Source organism: Chryseolinea sp. H1M3-3 (genome assembly GCF_029360725.1).
Taxonomy (GTDB): Bacteria; Bacteroidota; Bacteroidia; order Cytophagales; family Cyclobacteriaceae; genus Chryseolinea.
On the sequence record NZ_JARKMY010000001.1, the window covers coordinates 452,488 to 467,034 of the forward strand.

Here is a 14,547-nt window from a genome sequence, read left to right on the forward strand (position 1 = left end):
GTCAACGTGCGACAAAGGTCTCTTCATCGTCCTCAATGAAGCTCTCAACCAGGGTGCGACGGAACTCGCCACTTTCCGGTTTTCGACCATAGAATCGGAACCCCTTGGTTTCCTCTGCGTCCTTGTCGTCGATGAAAGAATCGAAAAGTTGTTCATTACTGATCATCTCATCAATCTTATCCATAACAAAATCGTCGCCGAGGCGGTAGACGCCAATGTAGCTGAGTCTGTAGAGTAAGGCGCAAACGATTAGAAGGAGGCCGACCATTTGCCCCAAGGGGTATAAGACCAAACCAATCAGAAAAAAGAAGCCAGGCTCGTAAAGTGTTTCTATGCGTCTTGTGTCAGGCACCTTTCCAAAGAGCTTAAAGTTGTAGAACTTCTTGTTAATGTCACCGTTGGAAGACTGAATCTTGCAAAATCGAATACTGACGGATTGCGGTCGATCTCTCTCTTGCGCCGATAGGCCACAAACAGAAATATGATAATGAACAAGTACCACGTTGTATATCCGACGGCGAACATGGCCATTATCTGCGTTTGTATTGACATGTACTGAAACAAGGTAGACGCTTGAAAGACGTAATAATGAATAGGCGGGATGATGGCCATTATCATGGCTGCGTTAACGGCCTTGCCAAAGGTAAAGTAGCGCTCGCCGAAGTTTTTACGAATGAATACTTCAAGAATTAATCTCGGGTAAGATGCGATTGCTTGAAACACTTTTACTGCCAGTGTAGCTGCCGGATTGCTTCGTTTGTAAAACGTTTGGAAATACAGGTTCTTTTTCATGCGATGTTGGTTTGGTTTATGGGGAATAGTTTTGCGAGAATTGCATCTTGATGAAATTGGATCCATTTGCGAATGGCTCTCCCTGGCGTTGTATAAATCCCTCGACAACATTCTGGTTTCGCGGTGATCCCGTTTTCAAACTGATGAAACGCTCCGGGCGAATCGCGCGCTCGTATTCTGCAGATGTGTTCGATGATTTGGAAATGTTTCCAAGGCCGATAGAACTTCCTTTAGAGATCTTTTCCATCAAGTGGTCACCGAAAAGGGATGATGCGTAGTTATTGGTTTCAATATCTGAGTTCGCGTGAAAAATTTTAGTGTTCAGCGTTCCGAGAAAACTTTTCACTTTAAACTCCCCTTTTTGTCCACCCATATTGCCATAATAATTAGGGAGATTTTGAGTAATGTAAACGGTGCATATCCGACTGCTTCGCGCCGTCGCTTGATAATCGGCATCATGCTCGTGGAGAAAATTTTGGGCTTCGTCAGCCCAGAGAAACACCGGCCTTGTCCCATTATTTGGATCGCGCCGCTCCATGGCACGCTGCCAAATGTACTTGAACATGATCTGCGCATCGCGTCCGACCTTATCATAAAGTTTTACTGGCAAATCGAGAAGAATGATCTTGCCGTTCAGGCAGTCTTCCGGTCGAATGTTCGAGGGATTACTACAGAACAATTTATACACTGGGTCACGGAGCAGGCGGAACAAAAATCCTGAGAAAGAAAATTCAACAATCGATCTGGTTTTTTCGCTCAACGGAATGTAAGTGTCCTCGAAAAATTGTTTAAGATATTTCATCTGACGATATTCAGGAACATCGGCAGAAGCGATTTCGTCGTAAATGTCACGGTCGTCGATTCCGCGCAACCTTGCAGCATTTTGTGTCTCCCATTTTTCAAGTTTGCTACGAACTAGAACATCGACTTTATCAAACGCCTTCTCGTACGCTCTCGTATTGTCCTTGTTCGCTGCTCTACTAGAATCCTCTTGCAAGCGCGGAATTGACTGAACGATGTCGTACATTCGTCTCACGGAAATCTTGCCGTACGCCAGCTGGCACAAATCGATTACGTTGAACAAAAGCATATCAAGTGCATTCTCCCAAAAGGGATCTTCACTTTTCCCATGCGACTTCTCCGAGCCAGCTCGAATTACGGTCTTGAGAACGTCGACAAGATTTTCCGTGAGTTGCCCACCCGAGTTTCGCTCGGTCTCATAGTCAAGAAAATTGAAGAAGTTGTCGTTTTGAGAACTGATGACAACAAGGTCGTGAATGCGATTGACAAGACGACAATACTTGATCCATTCCTCGCGTTCATCCGGTTTGACTGTGAGGACCAATCCGCCAAAGCCAGCTCTTAAATATTTTAGTGCAAGAAAACGGCCTGAACCGGATGACTTGCCGGAACCAATGCCGCCAAAGATTTGCACGCCTTCAACGGCATGCCTAATGGTCCAAATATCGTTCTGTAATTTTCCTTGAATTTCAATAAGAGGAGTATCAAGATCGAAGTGTAGCATACAACAGTATTGACAACGGAATTAAAAAAAAATTTCGTTGCCAGGGAATAGTATAATTGTACTATTTTGCGTAGCTGATCAATGCAGGACTTCCGACTGAATGGAATCCTCCCAGTCGAAGCCGTGAAGCGGCGATTGATCGGCAGTTGCCCGCCCGAATTTGTAGAGAACCTCGAGATATTTGACGATGGTGACGATCTGACAACGTATTTCGCTGCGAGTTTCTGCTTGCAGCCCCGTCCACGATCCTTCGGCAAGAACTTTCCGAATGGTAATTTCTGCGTATAGTGAATGCTCAAGGTCGGGCTTGTAGCCTAAAAATTCCTTTATCAACTGCTGTGCTTCCGACTTAAGGTGACTCTCACAATTCTTGTAATGTTCTCGGTCGTCGGACGTCAGATCAAGGTGGTCGAGCCAACCATTGACTTGCATGAATTCATTGCGAACATGCTTAATATGAACGTCAACTGTCTTCTGAAATTCTGACCAAGTCATCCCGAAGCGATTTCTTGAATCTTCAATCAGCTTACGCAGGTATATCGACGCGGGAATGGCAACATTTTCGGAAGGCCTAAAACCCAGCCGACGATAGAGCAGATGGTCAACCATCCGCTGATGCTCGGGATGATAGTCGGCGTAGGCCTGTACTATTTCCCAGGAAAGAGCGTCCCGGTCAAATCTCTCCGCGCCTTTCTCATAACGTTTCAGGTCGCCGTCGTAGTATTTCAAGACGTGGTCGGCCTTCTTACGTTCAGTGATAAAGAGTTCCGCATTGCCATGGCACAGCTCATCAATCAGGCGCAAGTCTCTGAGCCATGTGGGTTCTAACTCGTCGCTCACCGCGAGCCCTCCTAATACGACAGAATATGTATATTAACATAAACCGTTTTCTAAAGTCAATCAAAAAAGCATATGGACGACCTCGATGAATTAATGGATCGGTACCCACAATACAAGGATATGGTTCGCGACGCCCGCAAACAGGCAAGAGATATTGATAAGGAAATAGCCAAGCTCCAACCGGGGTGGACACCGCCAAAACTCGAACTAAAACCGCCTCTATCGGGCACGTGGAGTCCATCAAAAGAGCAGGGCCGGGAGCTATCCGAACTTCTCGAAAAGAAGTCTGGCATCCAAAACGGTGTCTACACTCGACTTGAAGCTGACCTCGTCGGTCAAGATCCCTCGAAAATCGAGCGGACCAAACGCGACGTTTCAAAAGTATTGTCGCACGATAAGATGCTTCGCTTCGATATCAAGGACATTGATGAATCTCAGAGATTCATGGAAAGTAAAATACAGGAACGACAAGCCGGTTACTCGAAGCCCTCTATCACGGACCAATTAATGAAGCAGTCAGACTATTCAAAAGAAAGTCGATTAGCGAAAGAAAAGGAATTCCGTGAGAACAGTAAGTCAATACTGGATCGAACGCCCGAGGCGGAGTAAGGCTATTTGAAAAAATACTTGCGTTCTATCTCGCTGATTGGTCATTATATTGAAGATCTGTCTCACTCTGACTGATTTTTGTTTTTAAAAAATCTTTTGCATGACCGCGGATCAGGGGAATCAAATCGTCACACGTGTAGCCTGGAGGTAGCTTATAACCATTTAAGAAGAGGCTAGGTGTTGCATAGATTTTATGCTCAGAAATCCAACTCTGGTGTTGACTTATAATTTTTTCCGCCAAAGTAAGACTGTCTGAATCGATCGCTATCGGCAATTTCTTTCTAAACCACGAAAGATTCTTTTTTGAATACCAATTAGCGAGAAGTTCTAATGCACCGTCCATTTGAAATTCAGTGTTGCGTATTTTCTGCAACCAATATTGAATGAGGTATCGTTCAGTTGAAGAATCGTTATTAATCCCGGTGCTAAATCTAATGATAAGCTGGATATATTGTGGGTAGTCCGTCAAAAGGGTAGCAATTTTTTGATGTTGGATCTGACAAGGATTACAAAATAGATTGAGAACAGCAATTAGCTTAATTGGCCCTTGCGGATTGCCGATACACATTTCACCGTCGAAAGAGTTGCATGCGACTTGCTGTTGTTTGGAAAGAAAATAATTAAAGGTTTCTATTGAGTGCTTAATTCTGTTTGAGGTGATTTCTTTTTCAACGGCTTCTCTTCTTATATCAATTGTTTTTCTTACCATCACCGATGTTAGTAGCAGAGCAACAAATCCTAAAATGGCCTCAAGGAGTATAAGCGAATCCATCGGAAGCCATTCCCAAATTTTGAAATAAATGAGGTAAAGCAAAATGCTAAGTTGGAATAATAAGATCCCATCGATCGTTATGCATAGTTTGCACCATTTTTTTATCCGCTTATATTGATACAAGATGGAAAAAACTATTATTGGAAAAGTTGTCATGGAGAAGGCAACCAGCACAAACACAAATGAAGGTTTCTTTTCTGCTGGGACCAATCCCGCGAGGGAGATAACGGCCATTTGCAAAATGAAATAAACTAGCGATAGATCGGCAAAATGTACGATCCCAAATATTTTGGCCGCATTTGACGCGGCGATTCTTTCACAACTTGGATTAGTACTGGAATTACAAAAGGACTCAATGAAGTTGTATTTAATTCCATACTCTCTTGCTACTAAGAAATAGCTAACAAGTACACCACAAAAGGCCAAAAAAAATATTGCTAGATGCGCAAATGAACCGAATAAAATAATCGATGTCAAAAACATCACCAAAATGACACTGCCAAGAAGTACAGCAGTCAATTTAAAGAAGTTCTCTTGTGAAAGATATATATTATTTCCAACGTCCGCTATTTTTCTGGTCGGGCGAGCGTGGATCACGATCCCACTGAAATCCTTGAGATCTTTTTTTCTTAGTTCGGCTGTGTTACGAACAATGCTCAATTGACTATCCTGTTTGTTGAAATGCAGGACACAGGGAAAGGCAGCTTCATAGATCTGGTTTTCATTATACATTTTTATAGTATATGTTACGCCTAGCCGCTGCAATGCATCGGTTATACTTGGTAGGGCAGGATAATCAGGATGTGATGTTATAAGCTTTTCACAATATGATTTTGAGATTGGCATTTTTAACAATTGCAGGTAACTAGACACGATCTGTTCCATATCTTTTAGATTAGCGTCGATGCGGGCAGCGTAAACAACAATACTTTATTAGTTTGATCGGAGAAATTACAAATGTTCCTCGATCAAAATTAAAAACCTTTGTATGTTATTATCGTATCAGCATCTACTTCGAATATTCCAATATACCCCCTAAGTTATTAACAATAAATCGAACAATATTTTTAGAACAATTTTACAAATTATTGTTTTAGAATTGCGTACAGTTTTTTTGGTTTGCTCAAGATTTAGATCCACCTTTCTATTTAGCGCGGAAGACGTTTTTTGAAAAGAGGTTTAACTGTAAACAGTATCTCACGTATGAAAGAACATGTAGATCCTTTGCTTACACGTTCTCAGGAATTTGGGAATAGTCACACCGAAGAAGTTCATGATATTTTATCTCGCACTCCGAAATGGATCGTGCAATGGGGTATTACCATTATCTTTGGGATTGTTCTTGTTGTATTAATTTTGAGTTGGATAATTAAATACCCCGACACAATCGTATCGAAAGTGGTTTTAACAACAAGGGTGCCGCCTTCCTCAATTATCGCAAGATCAAACGGACGAGTACAGTTTCTTGTAGAGGAGGGCGAACAGGTAAAAGCAAATGAAATATTGGCAATAATTGATAATTCCGCCCGACAAGACGACGTATTTGATGTAAAAAAACTTATTGCATCTTTTAGGAACGGAGACACGCTTGCAGATACAACTACCCTGCTAACATCGAATTTGCAACTGGGACAATTGCAAAATTCCTACCTAAAGTTCCTCTCCGCTTTAACCGATGACTTGTTAACTCGAAAGAATAACATGTATCAAGAGCAGATCAAGACTCTACAACAGAGGATGGGAAGTTATCGGCATTTATCCGATCAACTTGAAAATCAAAACAGGATACTAGAAAAGGAACTTTCCTTGGCAAAGAAGAAATTAATTCGCGACAGCGTATTGTTTCAAAATAGGACCACTTCAGCTGCTGACTGGGAAAAAGATCAAACGAGCTATTTGGAAGTTGAAAGATTATCTGACGCTTCGAAACTTCAGAGTACTAACAACGACATAGAGATTCTAAAAGTTGAGGCTCAAATCAATGAATTAAGAATTGCACAAAAAAAAGAAGAACTCCAACGACATCATTTAGTTACGGCGGCACTTGATCAATTGGAAAGCGAAGTCGCGGCGTGGGAACAACAATTTGTTTTAACAACACCAATCGACGGTAAGGTATCATTTACAAAATATTGGAGCGATGCACAATTTGTGCAATCAAATGAAGAGGTGATGGTGATCGTCCCGTCATCTGAAGTTTTGTATGGCAAAGTATTCACCCCGTTGTTTGGTTCGGGTAAAATAGAAATTGGTCAGTCGGTATACCTTAAGTTTGATAATTATCCCTTCCAAGAATTTGGATCGGTATACAGTAAAGTTATTTCGATGTCCGCTGTTCCACGGAATAATATTTACATTGTTGAAGTTGAACTGCCACATGGGTTATCTACAAATTTACACAAGAAATTGCTGTTCAAGAATGAAATGCAAGGGACCGCAGAAATTGTGACGCGCGATCTTCGACTTTTGGAAAGACTATTTAACAAGATTTGGGCAGCGGCTAATTCGAAAAATTATTAAGCAACTTTCATTCCGAACTTTTTATTTTTTGTCCTTTTTTTTTATTTTTTTTTGAACAACTTCGCAGCGTGATGGTTTTTAAAGCGATATTTTCTTAAGGCATTTATTGTGCACAATGTTTATAAATGTTTAACCTTAAATGTTATCTTCTATGAAAAAAAAATCCAGTAGCAAGTTTGAGGGTTTGAACGAAGCTCTCTTTGAACCAATCGATGAGAAGACACTGTCCTCCGTTAAAGGAGGTGGATTGACCACAGTTAGCATGCCAACTTGGGATCATAATTGTAATTGCTCCTATCCAGATTCCTATCCCGTAGATGACACGCCTCCAGGTCCAATACCTGCATAGTTATTAACTAAAAATGGGGTGAGTCAAAGTTTGCTCTTGGCTCCCCCAATTTTGTTGTGCCAAATTTTAGATTCCAATTTGCCGTGATTTTAATATTAAGTAACGACATCGATGATGGTACCAATCAGGTTATTGATTGGCTCTACTCTTACGGTAAAAAATTTATTCGTGTGAATGGAAATCAATTTTTATCGTATGATTCCTCAATAGCTTTGAGCAGCCAGGATACTACGAAATCTATTCAATCGAAACTTTTCGATTTTGATTCGGCTAGTGAAACCGATGTGGTGTGGTTCAGACGATGGGGCGCACCGGATAGCTTTATTCGTAATGATTTGCCTTCAAGTCTTGCATATCAAACCGGAAAATATTTACTAGGCCAATTCAATATCATTTCAAACATTTTTTTTGAATCTCTTTCTCACGTGAAATGGGTGAATCACCCTTCCGAATTAACACGGAACAAAGTACATGTTTTGGAACAGGCACTAAAAGCCGGGCTTAGAATTCCTGAAACGCTCATTTGTTCCACAAGGGATGAACTCGTCCGATTTAAAAAGGTGCATGGCCGGATAATTACAAAAAGCATTGGCGATATATCTTTTTTTTACGAGGGAAAAAGTAGGTTCTCAATTTACACCTCGGAAATTGTGGATGAGGATATCTCTCTGGTCGACGAGCATTTTTTTCCTTCATTGGTACAGCAATATATTCCTAAGCAATACGAATTGAGAATATTTTTTCTTGATGGAGAAGTTTATCCTATGGCGATTTTTTCGCAAACAAACGAGAAGACACGAATAGACTTTAGAAACTACGATGCAATCAAACCAAATCGAACAGTACCATATTCGTTGCCTCCTATTATTAAACGGAAGATTCGTAAACTGATGAAATTATTGGACATGAGTTGCGGATCAATTGATATGATAAAGGATTGTAAAGGAGATTACTACTTTTTAGAAGTCAATCCAGTCGGGCAATTTGGTATGGTTTCGTCGCCTTGTAATTATTTCCTAGAAAAAAGATTGGCTGAACATTTAATGAAAATAACAAACAGATGAAGAATAAAAGTATAAACAGAACTTTTGAAGCACTTCGAATCGGAGAATCACTGCAGTTTGTTAAAGTCCAGGAAAGTACGGCCGGTAATTTTACAACAGTTGTCGGTAAATCTCGGAGTACGTTCTATCAAACCGAAAATATGTTATGCGTTGATTTTTACAAACATGTTTCACGAATAGTGACGAAGTATGATATTTAAATTGTTTGCATGTTGTATTCCTGTTTCTGGCGCAAGGAGGAGCATAATCTGTGACATCCAAAGAGGCACTTATAAATTTATACCAAACATCCTTTATGATATTTTGACGACTCATAAGGATAAGTCCATTGAGTCGATAAAATCAACTTACGGGCATAAATACAGTGACGAACTTGATTCTTATTTCTTGTTCTTAGAACAGAACGAATTCGGTTTTTGGTGTGACGATCCTAAAAGGTTTCCTGATATCAAGATGGAATGGATGCACCCTTCTGCCATCACCAACGCGATAATCGATATTGATGCGACATCCCACCATGACTATTCTAAAATTAGGTTCCAACTTGATGATCTTGGGTGTCAGGCTCTACAACTCCGAATTTATGATGAGATTGAACCACAGCAACTGAGGAATATCATTTCCGAATTTAATGATAGTAGACTTCGTTCAATTGATGTTGTAATTAAATATTCAAACAACCTCACAGTGGAAGTACTGTCTGAGCTTTGTCAAAGTCTTCAACGTGTAAGAAGTGTTCAAATACATTCGTCTCCAGAACTCAAAAAAGTTCAAGTCTTTGGGATTAAGACTCCGCTAAATTTTCTTACCGAGGAAATTAATGATCACACGCATTGTGGAGTCGTCAACGCAAGCTACTTTGTCGCGAATGTTTCGAGCTTCACAGAAAGCCTTCACTACAATAGCTGTCTAAATCGAAAGATCGGCATTGATATTCATGGAAATATCAAGAACTGTCCTTCGTTTCGTAGTACGTTCGGAAACATCAAAGATTCCACCTTACGCGAAGCGTTAGATAGGCCAGGCTTTAAAGATTTTTGGAACGTTACAAAGGATAGCGTTACAATTTGTTGTGATTGCGAGTTCAGATATATATGTATGGACTGTCGCGCTTTCACAAAGGACAACGAAAAGCATGGTAAACCTGAAAAATGTAATTATGATCCATACACTGCAAAATGGGCTAGTTAAACTTTAAATTTATTTATATGGTTAGCGAATTAAATAAAGTAAGTGTTATTACGATTGGAGCAGCTCTCGTGTTAAGAAAATTTGCGGAACTATCTAACGCGAAAATTTCATTTAACAATATCTTGAATGCGATTGAATCACATTACGATGGGAAAGGCTTTTCGATGCTTGAAATAGATAAGATCTTAAAAAATTGGGGATTTGATACGTTTGCTGCCCGAATTAAGGAAGAAGCCTTAGATCAAATTGATTTTCCGGTTATAAGCCATATAATCGAAAATGACGAAGAGGAGTTTGTTCTTCTGACAAATTACCAAGATGGTATTGTTAGTTTTATAGAGCCTGGCTCGATGGAAAAGCATGAGTCACTGTCGGAGTTTAGGAATAAGTGGCAAGGAATCGTTTTAATGGCTGATGCCCAAGAGGGAATCGTTGAGAATGATTTTGAGAACAAACAGACCGAGCACGAAAAAGTCAAAAATAACTTTATAAAAACCAAAATGAAATTTGTTGACAACTTCTTTTCCGACGAAGAATGCGATCAACTAATACAAATTTCAAAGTCAGAGATGAAACGAAGCTTGGTAACAAACGGGTATCACTCCGCAGTATCCAATCGACGCACTAGTTATTCAGCTACGCTTCGAGATATGGATCAAACACTCAAGGACAATATTAGATTAAAAAGTACTCAGTTGCTTGGGGATTTGCCGTTCGAAAAATTCGAAGAATTTCAGTGCGTGTCCTACGATAAATATCAAGAATTTAAAGCCCATTTTGATGCGGGAAAAGGAATGAAACGTCCTTATACAATTTTGGTTTATTTGAATGAAAATTTCGATGGTGGCGAAACATATTTTCCTCTTCTTGACCTTGTTGTTAAACCAAAAAAAGGAAAGGCAATTATGTTTCACAATCTGGAACCGGATGAATCGATAAATATTTACTCTTTCCACGCTGGCCTAAAGGTGGAGAATGGAATCAAATTTGCGTGCAATATTTGGGTAAGATGATAATTAAAATGATTACAAAATGCTTTTACGAACGATATTCACAATAATAGTAGCGGCGACATTTGTGTGCCACGGTTATGCGATGACGGATAGTCGACTAGAAGAATTTGTGCTTAAGGTGGAATCGTTTTATCAACGGAACAGGCATATAAAATTTGGTCCCGTTACTACTGGCCGGATGCCAAATTACAGCCCACATCAATCACCGCGAACCATACCTAACTCTCTTGCGACTTTTACCGACGCTGTAACAGGGCTTGTTTATTGTCCAAGTGAAGGCTGGGTTGCAGACCCAGCATTAAATTTAAGCCTAGACGTGAATAAAGGGATTGTCAAAGACAGCAAGACTGGGAAGGAGTATGACTTGAAATCACTCCGCTCTAATAAAAAAGAAAAGAAAGGTTCTTAAAATATTTTTTGTATGCTGGCGGTTATATCTTTTGGACTTATCTTTCTTTCAATAATTTCACACGCACAAACCAGATTTAATAACGAGAACGTCTACAAGTTCTCCGACGAAATTATTAAGAATTTCGACAAGGGAGGAAAGACGGACTTTGCTAAGGCTGCACAGGATTTTTCTTTCATTGGGGATTATAAGAATGTGTTGCTTTTCGATGGAAAATTCCGTCAGCCTTACGCAACAATAAAAAATTCCGATAGTTCATTTTTTAAGAAGTTTCATACCGTTGAGGCGGCTGAGTATATTATTAGCCGTGCAGACAAGGAACGAATAATTATAATCAATGAGGCACATCATTTCCCTTACCATCGCGTATTCATCGCGTCTTTACTTCCGGGCTTGTATGCCAAGGGATTTCGATACTATGGGGCAGAGACTCTAAATTTTTCAGATAGTTTAATTAATGAACGAAAATACCCTCTGTTAAGCAGCGGATATTACACCGCCGAGCCACAATTTGGAAACCTAGTCCGGGATGCACTCACTCAAGGATTTCGGGTTTTTGCATATGAAGCGAGGACAAAGGAAACAATCAGCAATCCTAAACTAAGGGAAATTGAACAAGCAAAAAATATTCAGCAAGTCTTAAATAGAGATCCGTCGGCCAAAATATTGATTCATGCAGGATATGATCACATAAGGGAAGATTCCTTGGGGGGTAGTTGGGAGAAAGCAATGGCCTCCCGGTTAAAAGAGCTAACGGGCATAAATCCGTTTACGATAAATCAAGAAGTTCTCACGGAGCGAATAGACCCATCGTTGGAAAATCCTTTTTTCAAAATGGTATCTGTTCAAGTTCCATCTATTTTACTTGATGGATCGGGTAATGTTTTCTCTGGTCCCGAGGGCACAAATTATTATGATGTCCGAATGTGCCATCCGAGGACGAAATATATCGAAAACCGACCTCACTGGTTATTTAATAACAACCGAAAAGCAGTTCTTATAGACAAAAAAAAATTGATTGTTGGATTTCCGTGCCTGGTTCAAGCATACAAGTCTAATGAAGATCCAGCAGTCGCGGTGCCGGTAGATGTTATTGAAATTTCAAGCGGAGAAATGAATAAGCCACTGGTATTGACAACCGGTGATTATAAAGTTCTCATAAAGGGTATTGGCGGGAAAGAAAATATGATTGACCTTTCTGTCAAGTAAAAAATACGATTTAATCAGTATGAACAAGAGAATGAAGCTGCTTCTTAACCAACGTGTAATATGAGCCCTTCTTCTCAAGAAGTTCTGCGTGTGACCCCATTTCTTTGATCATTCCATCTTCCAAGACGATTATCTGATCAGCCTTTTGAATTGTGCTAAGTCGATGCGCTACAACTACAACTGTTCGATTTGATAAAAACTGGTTGAGATTATTGAGGATTGTAGTTTCATTATTTGCATCAAGCGAATTTGTGGCCTCATCTAGAAAAATCATTCTTGGATTTTTGTAAACAACTCGAGCAATAAGAAGTCTTTGTTTCTGCCCCTGGCTTAAATTAATGCCATCGCTGCCAATCTTTGTATTATATCCTAATGGAAGCGTTTCTATAAAATCATGAATATTTGCGATACGAGTGGCCCTTATCAATTTATCATGGTCTACTGTCTCGTCAGACAAAGCGATATTATTCGCAATTGTATCCGAAAAAATGTAACCATCCTGCATAACGGCACCGCATTTTTGCCGCCACAGGTCATTATGCACATAAGTTAAATTGTAATTTTCAAAGAGTATTTCTCCTTCTGTGGGTTCGTGCAATCTTAGTAGCAATTTCAGAAGCGTGGTTTTGCCGCTCCCGCTAGGTCCCACTATTGCCGTGATTTTGTTTGCGGGAATCTCAACGTTTATTTTATTTAATATTTTGGGTGATCGAGTACTACCATAACTGAAGACGAGATTTCGTAATGTAATTGTGCCTTCTTCCGGAATTTTCTTAAAATAATTCTGCGATGTAACCTCATCCTTTTTTTCGAGAATTTCTCCTAGTCGTTCCAAACTAATTTTGGCGTCTTGGGTGTTTTGCAGAAAGCCAATGAGTTGAAGTATAGGAGTATTTAATTGTCCAATAATAAATTGAATTGCAAGCATCATTCCCATTGTAATTTCTCCGTTAATAACCGATAGGGCGGCGATTACAGAAATAGTGACATTTTTTATTTCATTTAAAAATAATCCACCAAAATTCTGGTATTGTTCGAGAGCAAGAGATTTAATTTGATTTCTAAAAATTCCTGCGCGAATGGTTTCCCATTCCCACCTTTTTTTCTTCTCACAATTTGAAAGCTTGATTTCCTGAATACCGGCTACCAGTTGAAGAATTGAATTTTGATTTTCTGATTCAAGCGCAAAATTTTTATAATTGATGTTTCTTCTTTTCTTCATGAAAAGAATTACCCACAGAGTAAATATCAAACTTCCAACAAAAAATACCGCGAATATTTTAAAATTGTACAAGGCTAAAACGATGCTAAAAATGCTTACAGTAATAACTGCCGAAAAAATATTTATGACGGTGTTGGTTAGAAACCGTTCGATCTTCTGGTGATCATCAATCCGTTTAAGTATATCTCCGGTCATCTTGCTATTAAAGAAGCTCATGGGTAGTCTCATCAGCTTCATTAGAAATTCTGCGACCAGGGAAATACTCACACGGGAATTGATATGAACCAAAATCCAACTCCGAAGTATATTTAAGGAAGTTTGTCCCGTGAATAGAGCCACTTGCCCAAGTAGTATAAGATATAAAAAATCTATATTTCGTTGGTTTATCCCGATGTCAACGATGGACTGAGTGAGAAACGGAAGAAAGAGCTGAAGCATAATGCCTAAGAGTATTCCCAAGCATAGCTGAATAATCAGTTTTTTATAATTGTTGAGATACCCAAAAATGGACTTAAAGCCGTACTTGATTTCGGGTTCATTGTCTAGGTCGTAAAATCTGTTGGTCGGCTCCAATAGTAGAATTCTCCCAGTAGCTCCGCTGCCATTATTCTGAATATTAACAGAAGGCGTTGCTTGCCACCCTCTAATAAATTCTGCCGGCGTGAATTTGATGAAGCCAAAGGCGGGATCGGCAACATAAATTTTTTTTTTGGTCGTCCTGTATACCACGACATAGTGTTGATTTTTCCAATGCGCGATAAGTGGTAAAGGCGATTCCTCGATGAGGGTTCTTAAAGAAATTGAAGCAGCAATAGTCCTAAATCCGATTGATTCGGCTGCGTCGCTTAAATCGAGCAACGACACTCCCTCACGGGAGGTAAAACAGCTATCTCTCAATTTTTTTAGACTTATGGCCTTACCGTAGAACTTCGCAATCATTACCAAGCAGGCCGAACCACAATCCGTGGAATCTAACTGATGAGTAAATGGAAAATTTCTCAATTCGTATTTGTTAAAAAGCTTAAAACAACA

The 14,547-nt window shown here is 39.8% G+C and carries 15 protein-coding genes; 9 read left to right on the forward strand and 6 right to left on the reverse strand.

Features of this window, described 5'->3' with window-relative positions; translation table 11 throughout:
* Window position 1: 1 nt before the first annotated feature.
* From P2W71_RS01810 to P2W71_RS01825, 4 genes are all read right to left on the reverse strand, one after another.
* On the reverse strand, window positions 2-268 hold the full coding sequence (locus P2W71_RS01810) for a hypothetical protein (RefSeq protein WP_276366255.1): 267 nt from the start codon (window positions 266-268) through the stop codon (window positions 2-4).
* A gap of 62 nt (window positions 269-330) precedes the next feature.
* Window positions 331-792, reverse strand: coding sequence for a hypothetical protein (locus P2W71_RS01815; RefSeq protein ID WP_276366258.1), 462 nt, complete (start codon window positions 790-792; stop codon window positions 331-333).
* Between the two features lie 16 nt (window positions 793-808).
* On the reverse strand, window positions 809-2,317 hold the full coding sequence (locus P2W71_RS01820; RefSeq protein WP_276366261.1) for a TraM recognition domain-containing protein: 1,509 nt from the start codon (window positions 2,315-2,317) through the stop codon (window positions 809-811).
* A gap of 78 nt (window positions 2,318-2,395) precedes the next feature.
* A complete protein-coding gene (locus tag P2W71_RS01825) occupies window positions 2,396-3,157 on the reverse strand; it encodes a hypothetical protein (RefSeq protein ID WP_276366263.1) in 762 nt (253 codons plus the stop codon).
* A 72-nt stretch (window positions 3,158-3,229) separates the two neighbouring features.
* Between P2W71_RS01825 and P2W71_RS01830 the strand changes: the two genes are divergently transcribed.
* Entirely contained in the window at window positions 3,230-3,766 is a 537-nt protein-coding gene (locus P2W71_RS01830) for a hypothetical protein (RefSeq protein WP_276366265.1), read from the forward strand.
* 25 nt (window positions 3,767-3,791) lie between these two features.
* Here P2W71_RS01830 and P2W71_RS01835 read toward each other — a convergent pair whose 3' ends face one another.
* Window positions 3,792-5,423 (reverse strand): vitamin K epoxide reductase family protein, encoded by a 1,632-nt coding sequence (locus tag P2W71_RS01835; RefSeq protein WP_276366268.1) that lies wholly within the window; start codon window positions 5,421-5,423, stop codon window positions 3,792-3,794.
* 318 nt (window positions 5,424-5,741) lie between these two features.
* On the opposite strand from P2W71_RS01835, the gene P2W71_RS01840 reads away from it, so the two are divergent.
* From P2W71_RS01840 to P2W71_RS01875, 8 genes are all read left to right on the forward strand, one after another.
* A complete protein-coding gene (locus P2W71_RS01840; protein WP_276366271.1) occupies window positions 5,742-7,058 on the forward strand; it encodes an HlyD family efflux transporter periplasmic adaptor subunit in 1,317 nt (438 codons plus the stop codon).
* 151 nt (window positions 7,059-7,209) lie between these two features.
* Window positions 7,210-7,407 (forward strand): hypothetical protein, encoded by a 198-nt coding sequence (locus tag P2W71_RS01845; protein ID WP_276366274.1) that lies wholly within the window; start codon window positions 7,210-7,212, stop codon window positions 7,405-7,407.
* Window positions 7,408-7,490: 83 nt separating this feature from the next.
* The gene (gwsG, locus tag P2W71_RS01850; protein ID WP_276366278.1) at window positions 7,491-8,471 is read left to right on the forward strand and encodes a grasp-with-spasm system ATP-grasp peptide maturase; all 981 of its coding nucleotides are present in this window, start codon (window positions 7,491-7,493) and stop codon (window positions 8,469-8,471) included.
* Complete coding sequence (locus P2W71_RS01855) at window positions 8,468-8,671, forward strand: hypothetical protein (protein WP_276366281.1); 204 nt, start codon at window positions 8,468-8,470, stop codon at window positions 8,669-8,671. The genes gwsG and P2W71_RS01855 overlap by 4 nt, the downstream gene beginning before the upstream one ends.
* Entirely contained in the window at window positions 8,661-9,662 is a 1,002-nt protein-coding gene (gwsS, locus tag P2W71_RS01860) for a grasp-with-spasm system SPASM domain peptide maturase (RefSeq protein WP_276366283.1), read from the forward strand. The genes P2W71_RS01855 and gwsS overlap by 11 nt, the downstream gene beginning before the upstream one ends.
* A 17-nt stretch (window positions 9,663-9,679) precedes the next feature.
* Window positions 9,680-10,675 carry a 2OG-Fe(II) oxygenase gene (locus P2W71_RS01865; protein WP_276366286.1) on the forward strand — a complete coding sequence of 332 codons (996 nt, stop codon included), beginning with the start codon at window positions 9,680-9,682 and terminating at the stop codon, window positions 10,673-10,675.
* Between the two features lie 19 nt (window positions 10,676-10,694).
* Window positions 10,695-11,084 (forward strand): hypothetical protein, encoded by a 390-nt coding sequence (locus tag P2W71_RS01870; RefSeq protein ID WP_276366289.1) that lies wholly within the window; start codon window positions 10,695-10,697, stop codon window positions 11,082-11,084.
* A gap of 12 nt (window positions 11,085-11,096) precedes the next feature.
* Window positions 11,097-12,293 carry a hypothetical protein gene (locus P2W71_RS01875; protein WP_276366292.1) on the forward strand — a complete coding sequence of 399 codons (1,197 nt, stop codon included), beginning with the start codon at window positions 11,097-11,099 and terminating at the stop codon, window positions 12,291-12,293.
* Window positions 12,294-12,303: 10 nt separating this feature from the next.
* Here the strand turns inward: P2W71_RS01875 and P2W71_RS01880 are convergent, their stop codons facing one another.
* The gene (locus P2W71_RS01880; RefSeq protein ID WP_276366295.1) at window positions 12,304-14,517 is read right to left on the reverse strand and encodes a peptidase domain-containing ABC transporter; all 2,214 of its coding nucleotides are present in this window, start codon (window positions 14,515-14,517) and stop codon (window positions 12,304-12,306) included.
* Between the last annotated feature and the right edge of the window lie 30 nt (window positions 14,518-14,547).

What these genes read in the sequence shown, in the direction of transcription:
- P2W71_RS01820 (WP_276366261.1), bottom strand. Translation starts at nt 2,317, where the DNA reads ATGCTACACTTCGATCTTGATACTCCTCTTATTGAAATTCAAGGAAAA.
- P2W71_RS01855 (WP_276366281.1), top strand. Translation starts at nt 8,468, where the DNA reads ATGAAGAATAAAAGTATAAACAGAACTTTTGAAGCACTTCGAATCGGA.
- P2W71_RS01870 (WP_276366289.1), top strand. Translation starts at nt 10,695, where the DNA reads ATGCTTTTACGAACGATATTCACAATAATAGTAGCGGCGACATTTGTG.
- P2W71_RS01875 (WP_276366292.1), top strand. Translation starts at nt 11,097, where the DNA reads ATGCTGGCGGTTATATCTTTTGGACTTATCTTTCTTTCAATAATTTCA.
- gwsS (WP_276366283.1), top strand. Translation starts at nt 8,661, where the DNA reads ATGATATTTAAATTGTTTGCATGTTGTATTCCTGTTTCTGGCGCAAGG.
- P2W71_RS01830 (WP_276366265.1), top strand. Translation starts at nt 3,230, where the DNA reads ATGGACGACCTCGATGAATTAATGGATCGGTACCCACAATACAAGGAT.
- P2W71_RS01845 (WP_276366274.1), top strand. Translation starts at nt 7,210, where the DNA reads ATGAAAAAAAAATCCAGTAGCAAGTTTGAGGGTTTGAACGAAGCTCTC.
- P2W71_RS01840 (WP_276366271.1), top strand. Translation starts at nt 5,742, where the DNA reads ATGAAAGAACATGTAGATCCTTTGCTTACACGTTCTCAGGAATTTGGG.
- P2W71_RS01835 (WP_276366268.1), bottom strand. Translation starts at nt 5,423, where the DNA reads ATGGAACAGATCGTGTCTAGTTACCTGCAATTGTTAAAAATGCCAATC.
- P2W71_RS01810 (WP_276366255.1), bottom strand. Translation starts at nt 268, where the DNA reads ATGGTCGGCCTCCTTCTAATCGTTTGCGCCTTACTCTACAGACTCAGC.
- P2W71_RS01865 (WP_276366286.1), top strand. Translation starts at nt 9,680, where the DNA reads ATGGTTAGCGAATTAAATAAAGTAAGTGTTATTACGATTGGAGCAGCT.
- P2W71_RS01815 (WP_276366258.1), bottom strand. Translation starts at nt 792, where the DNA reads ATGAAAAAGAACCTGTATTTCCAAACGTTTTACAAACGAAGCAATCCG.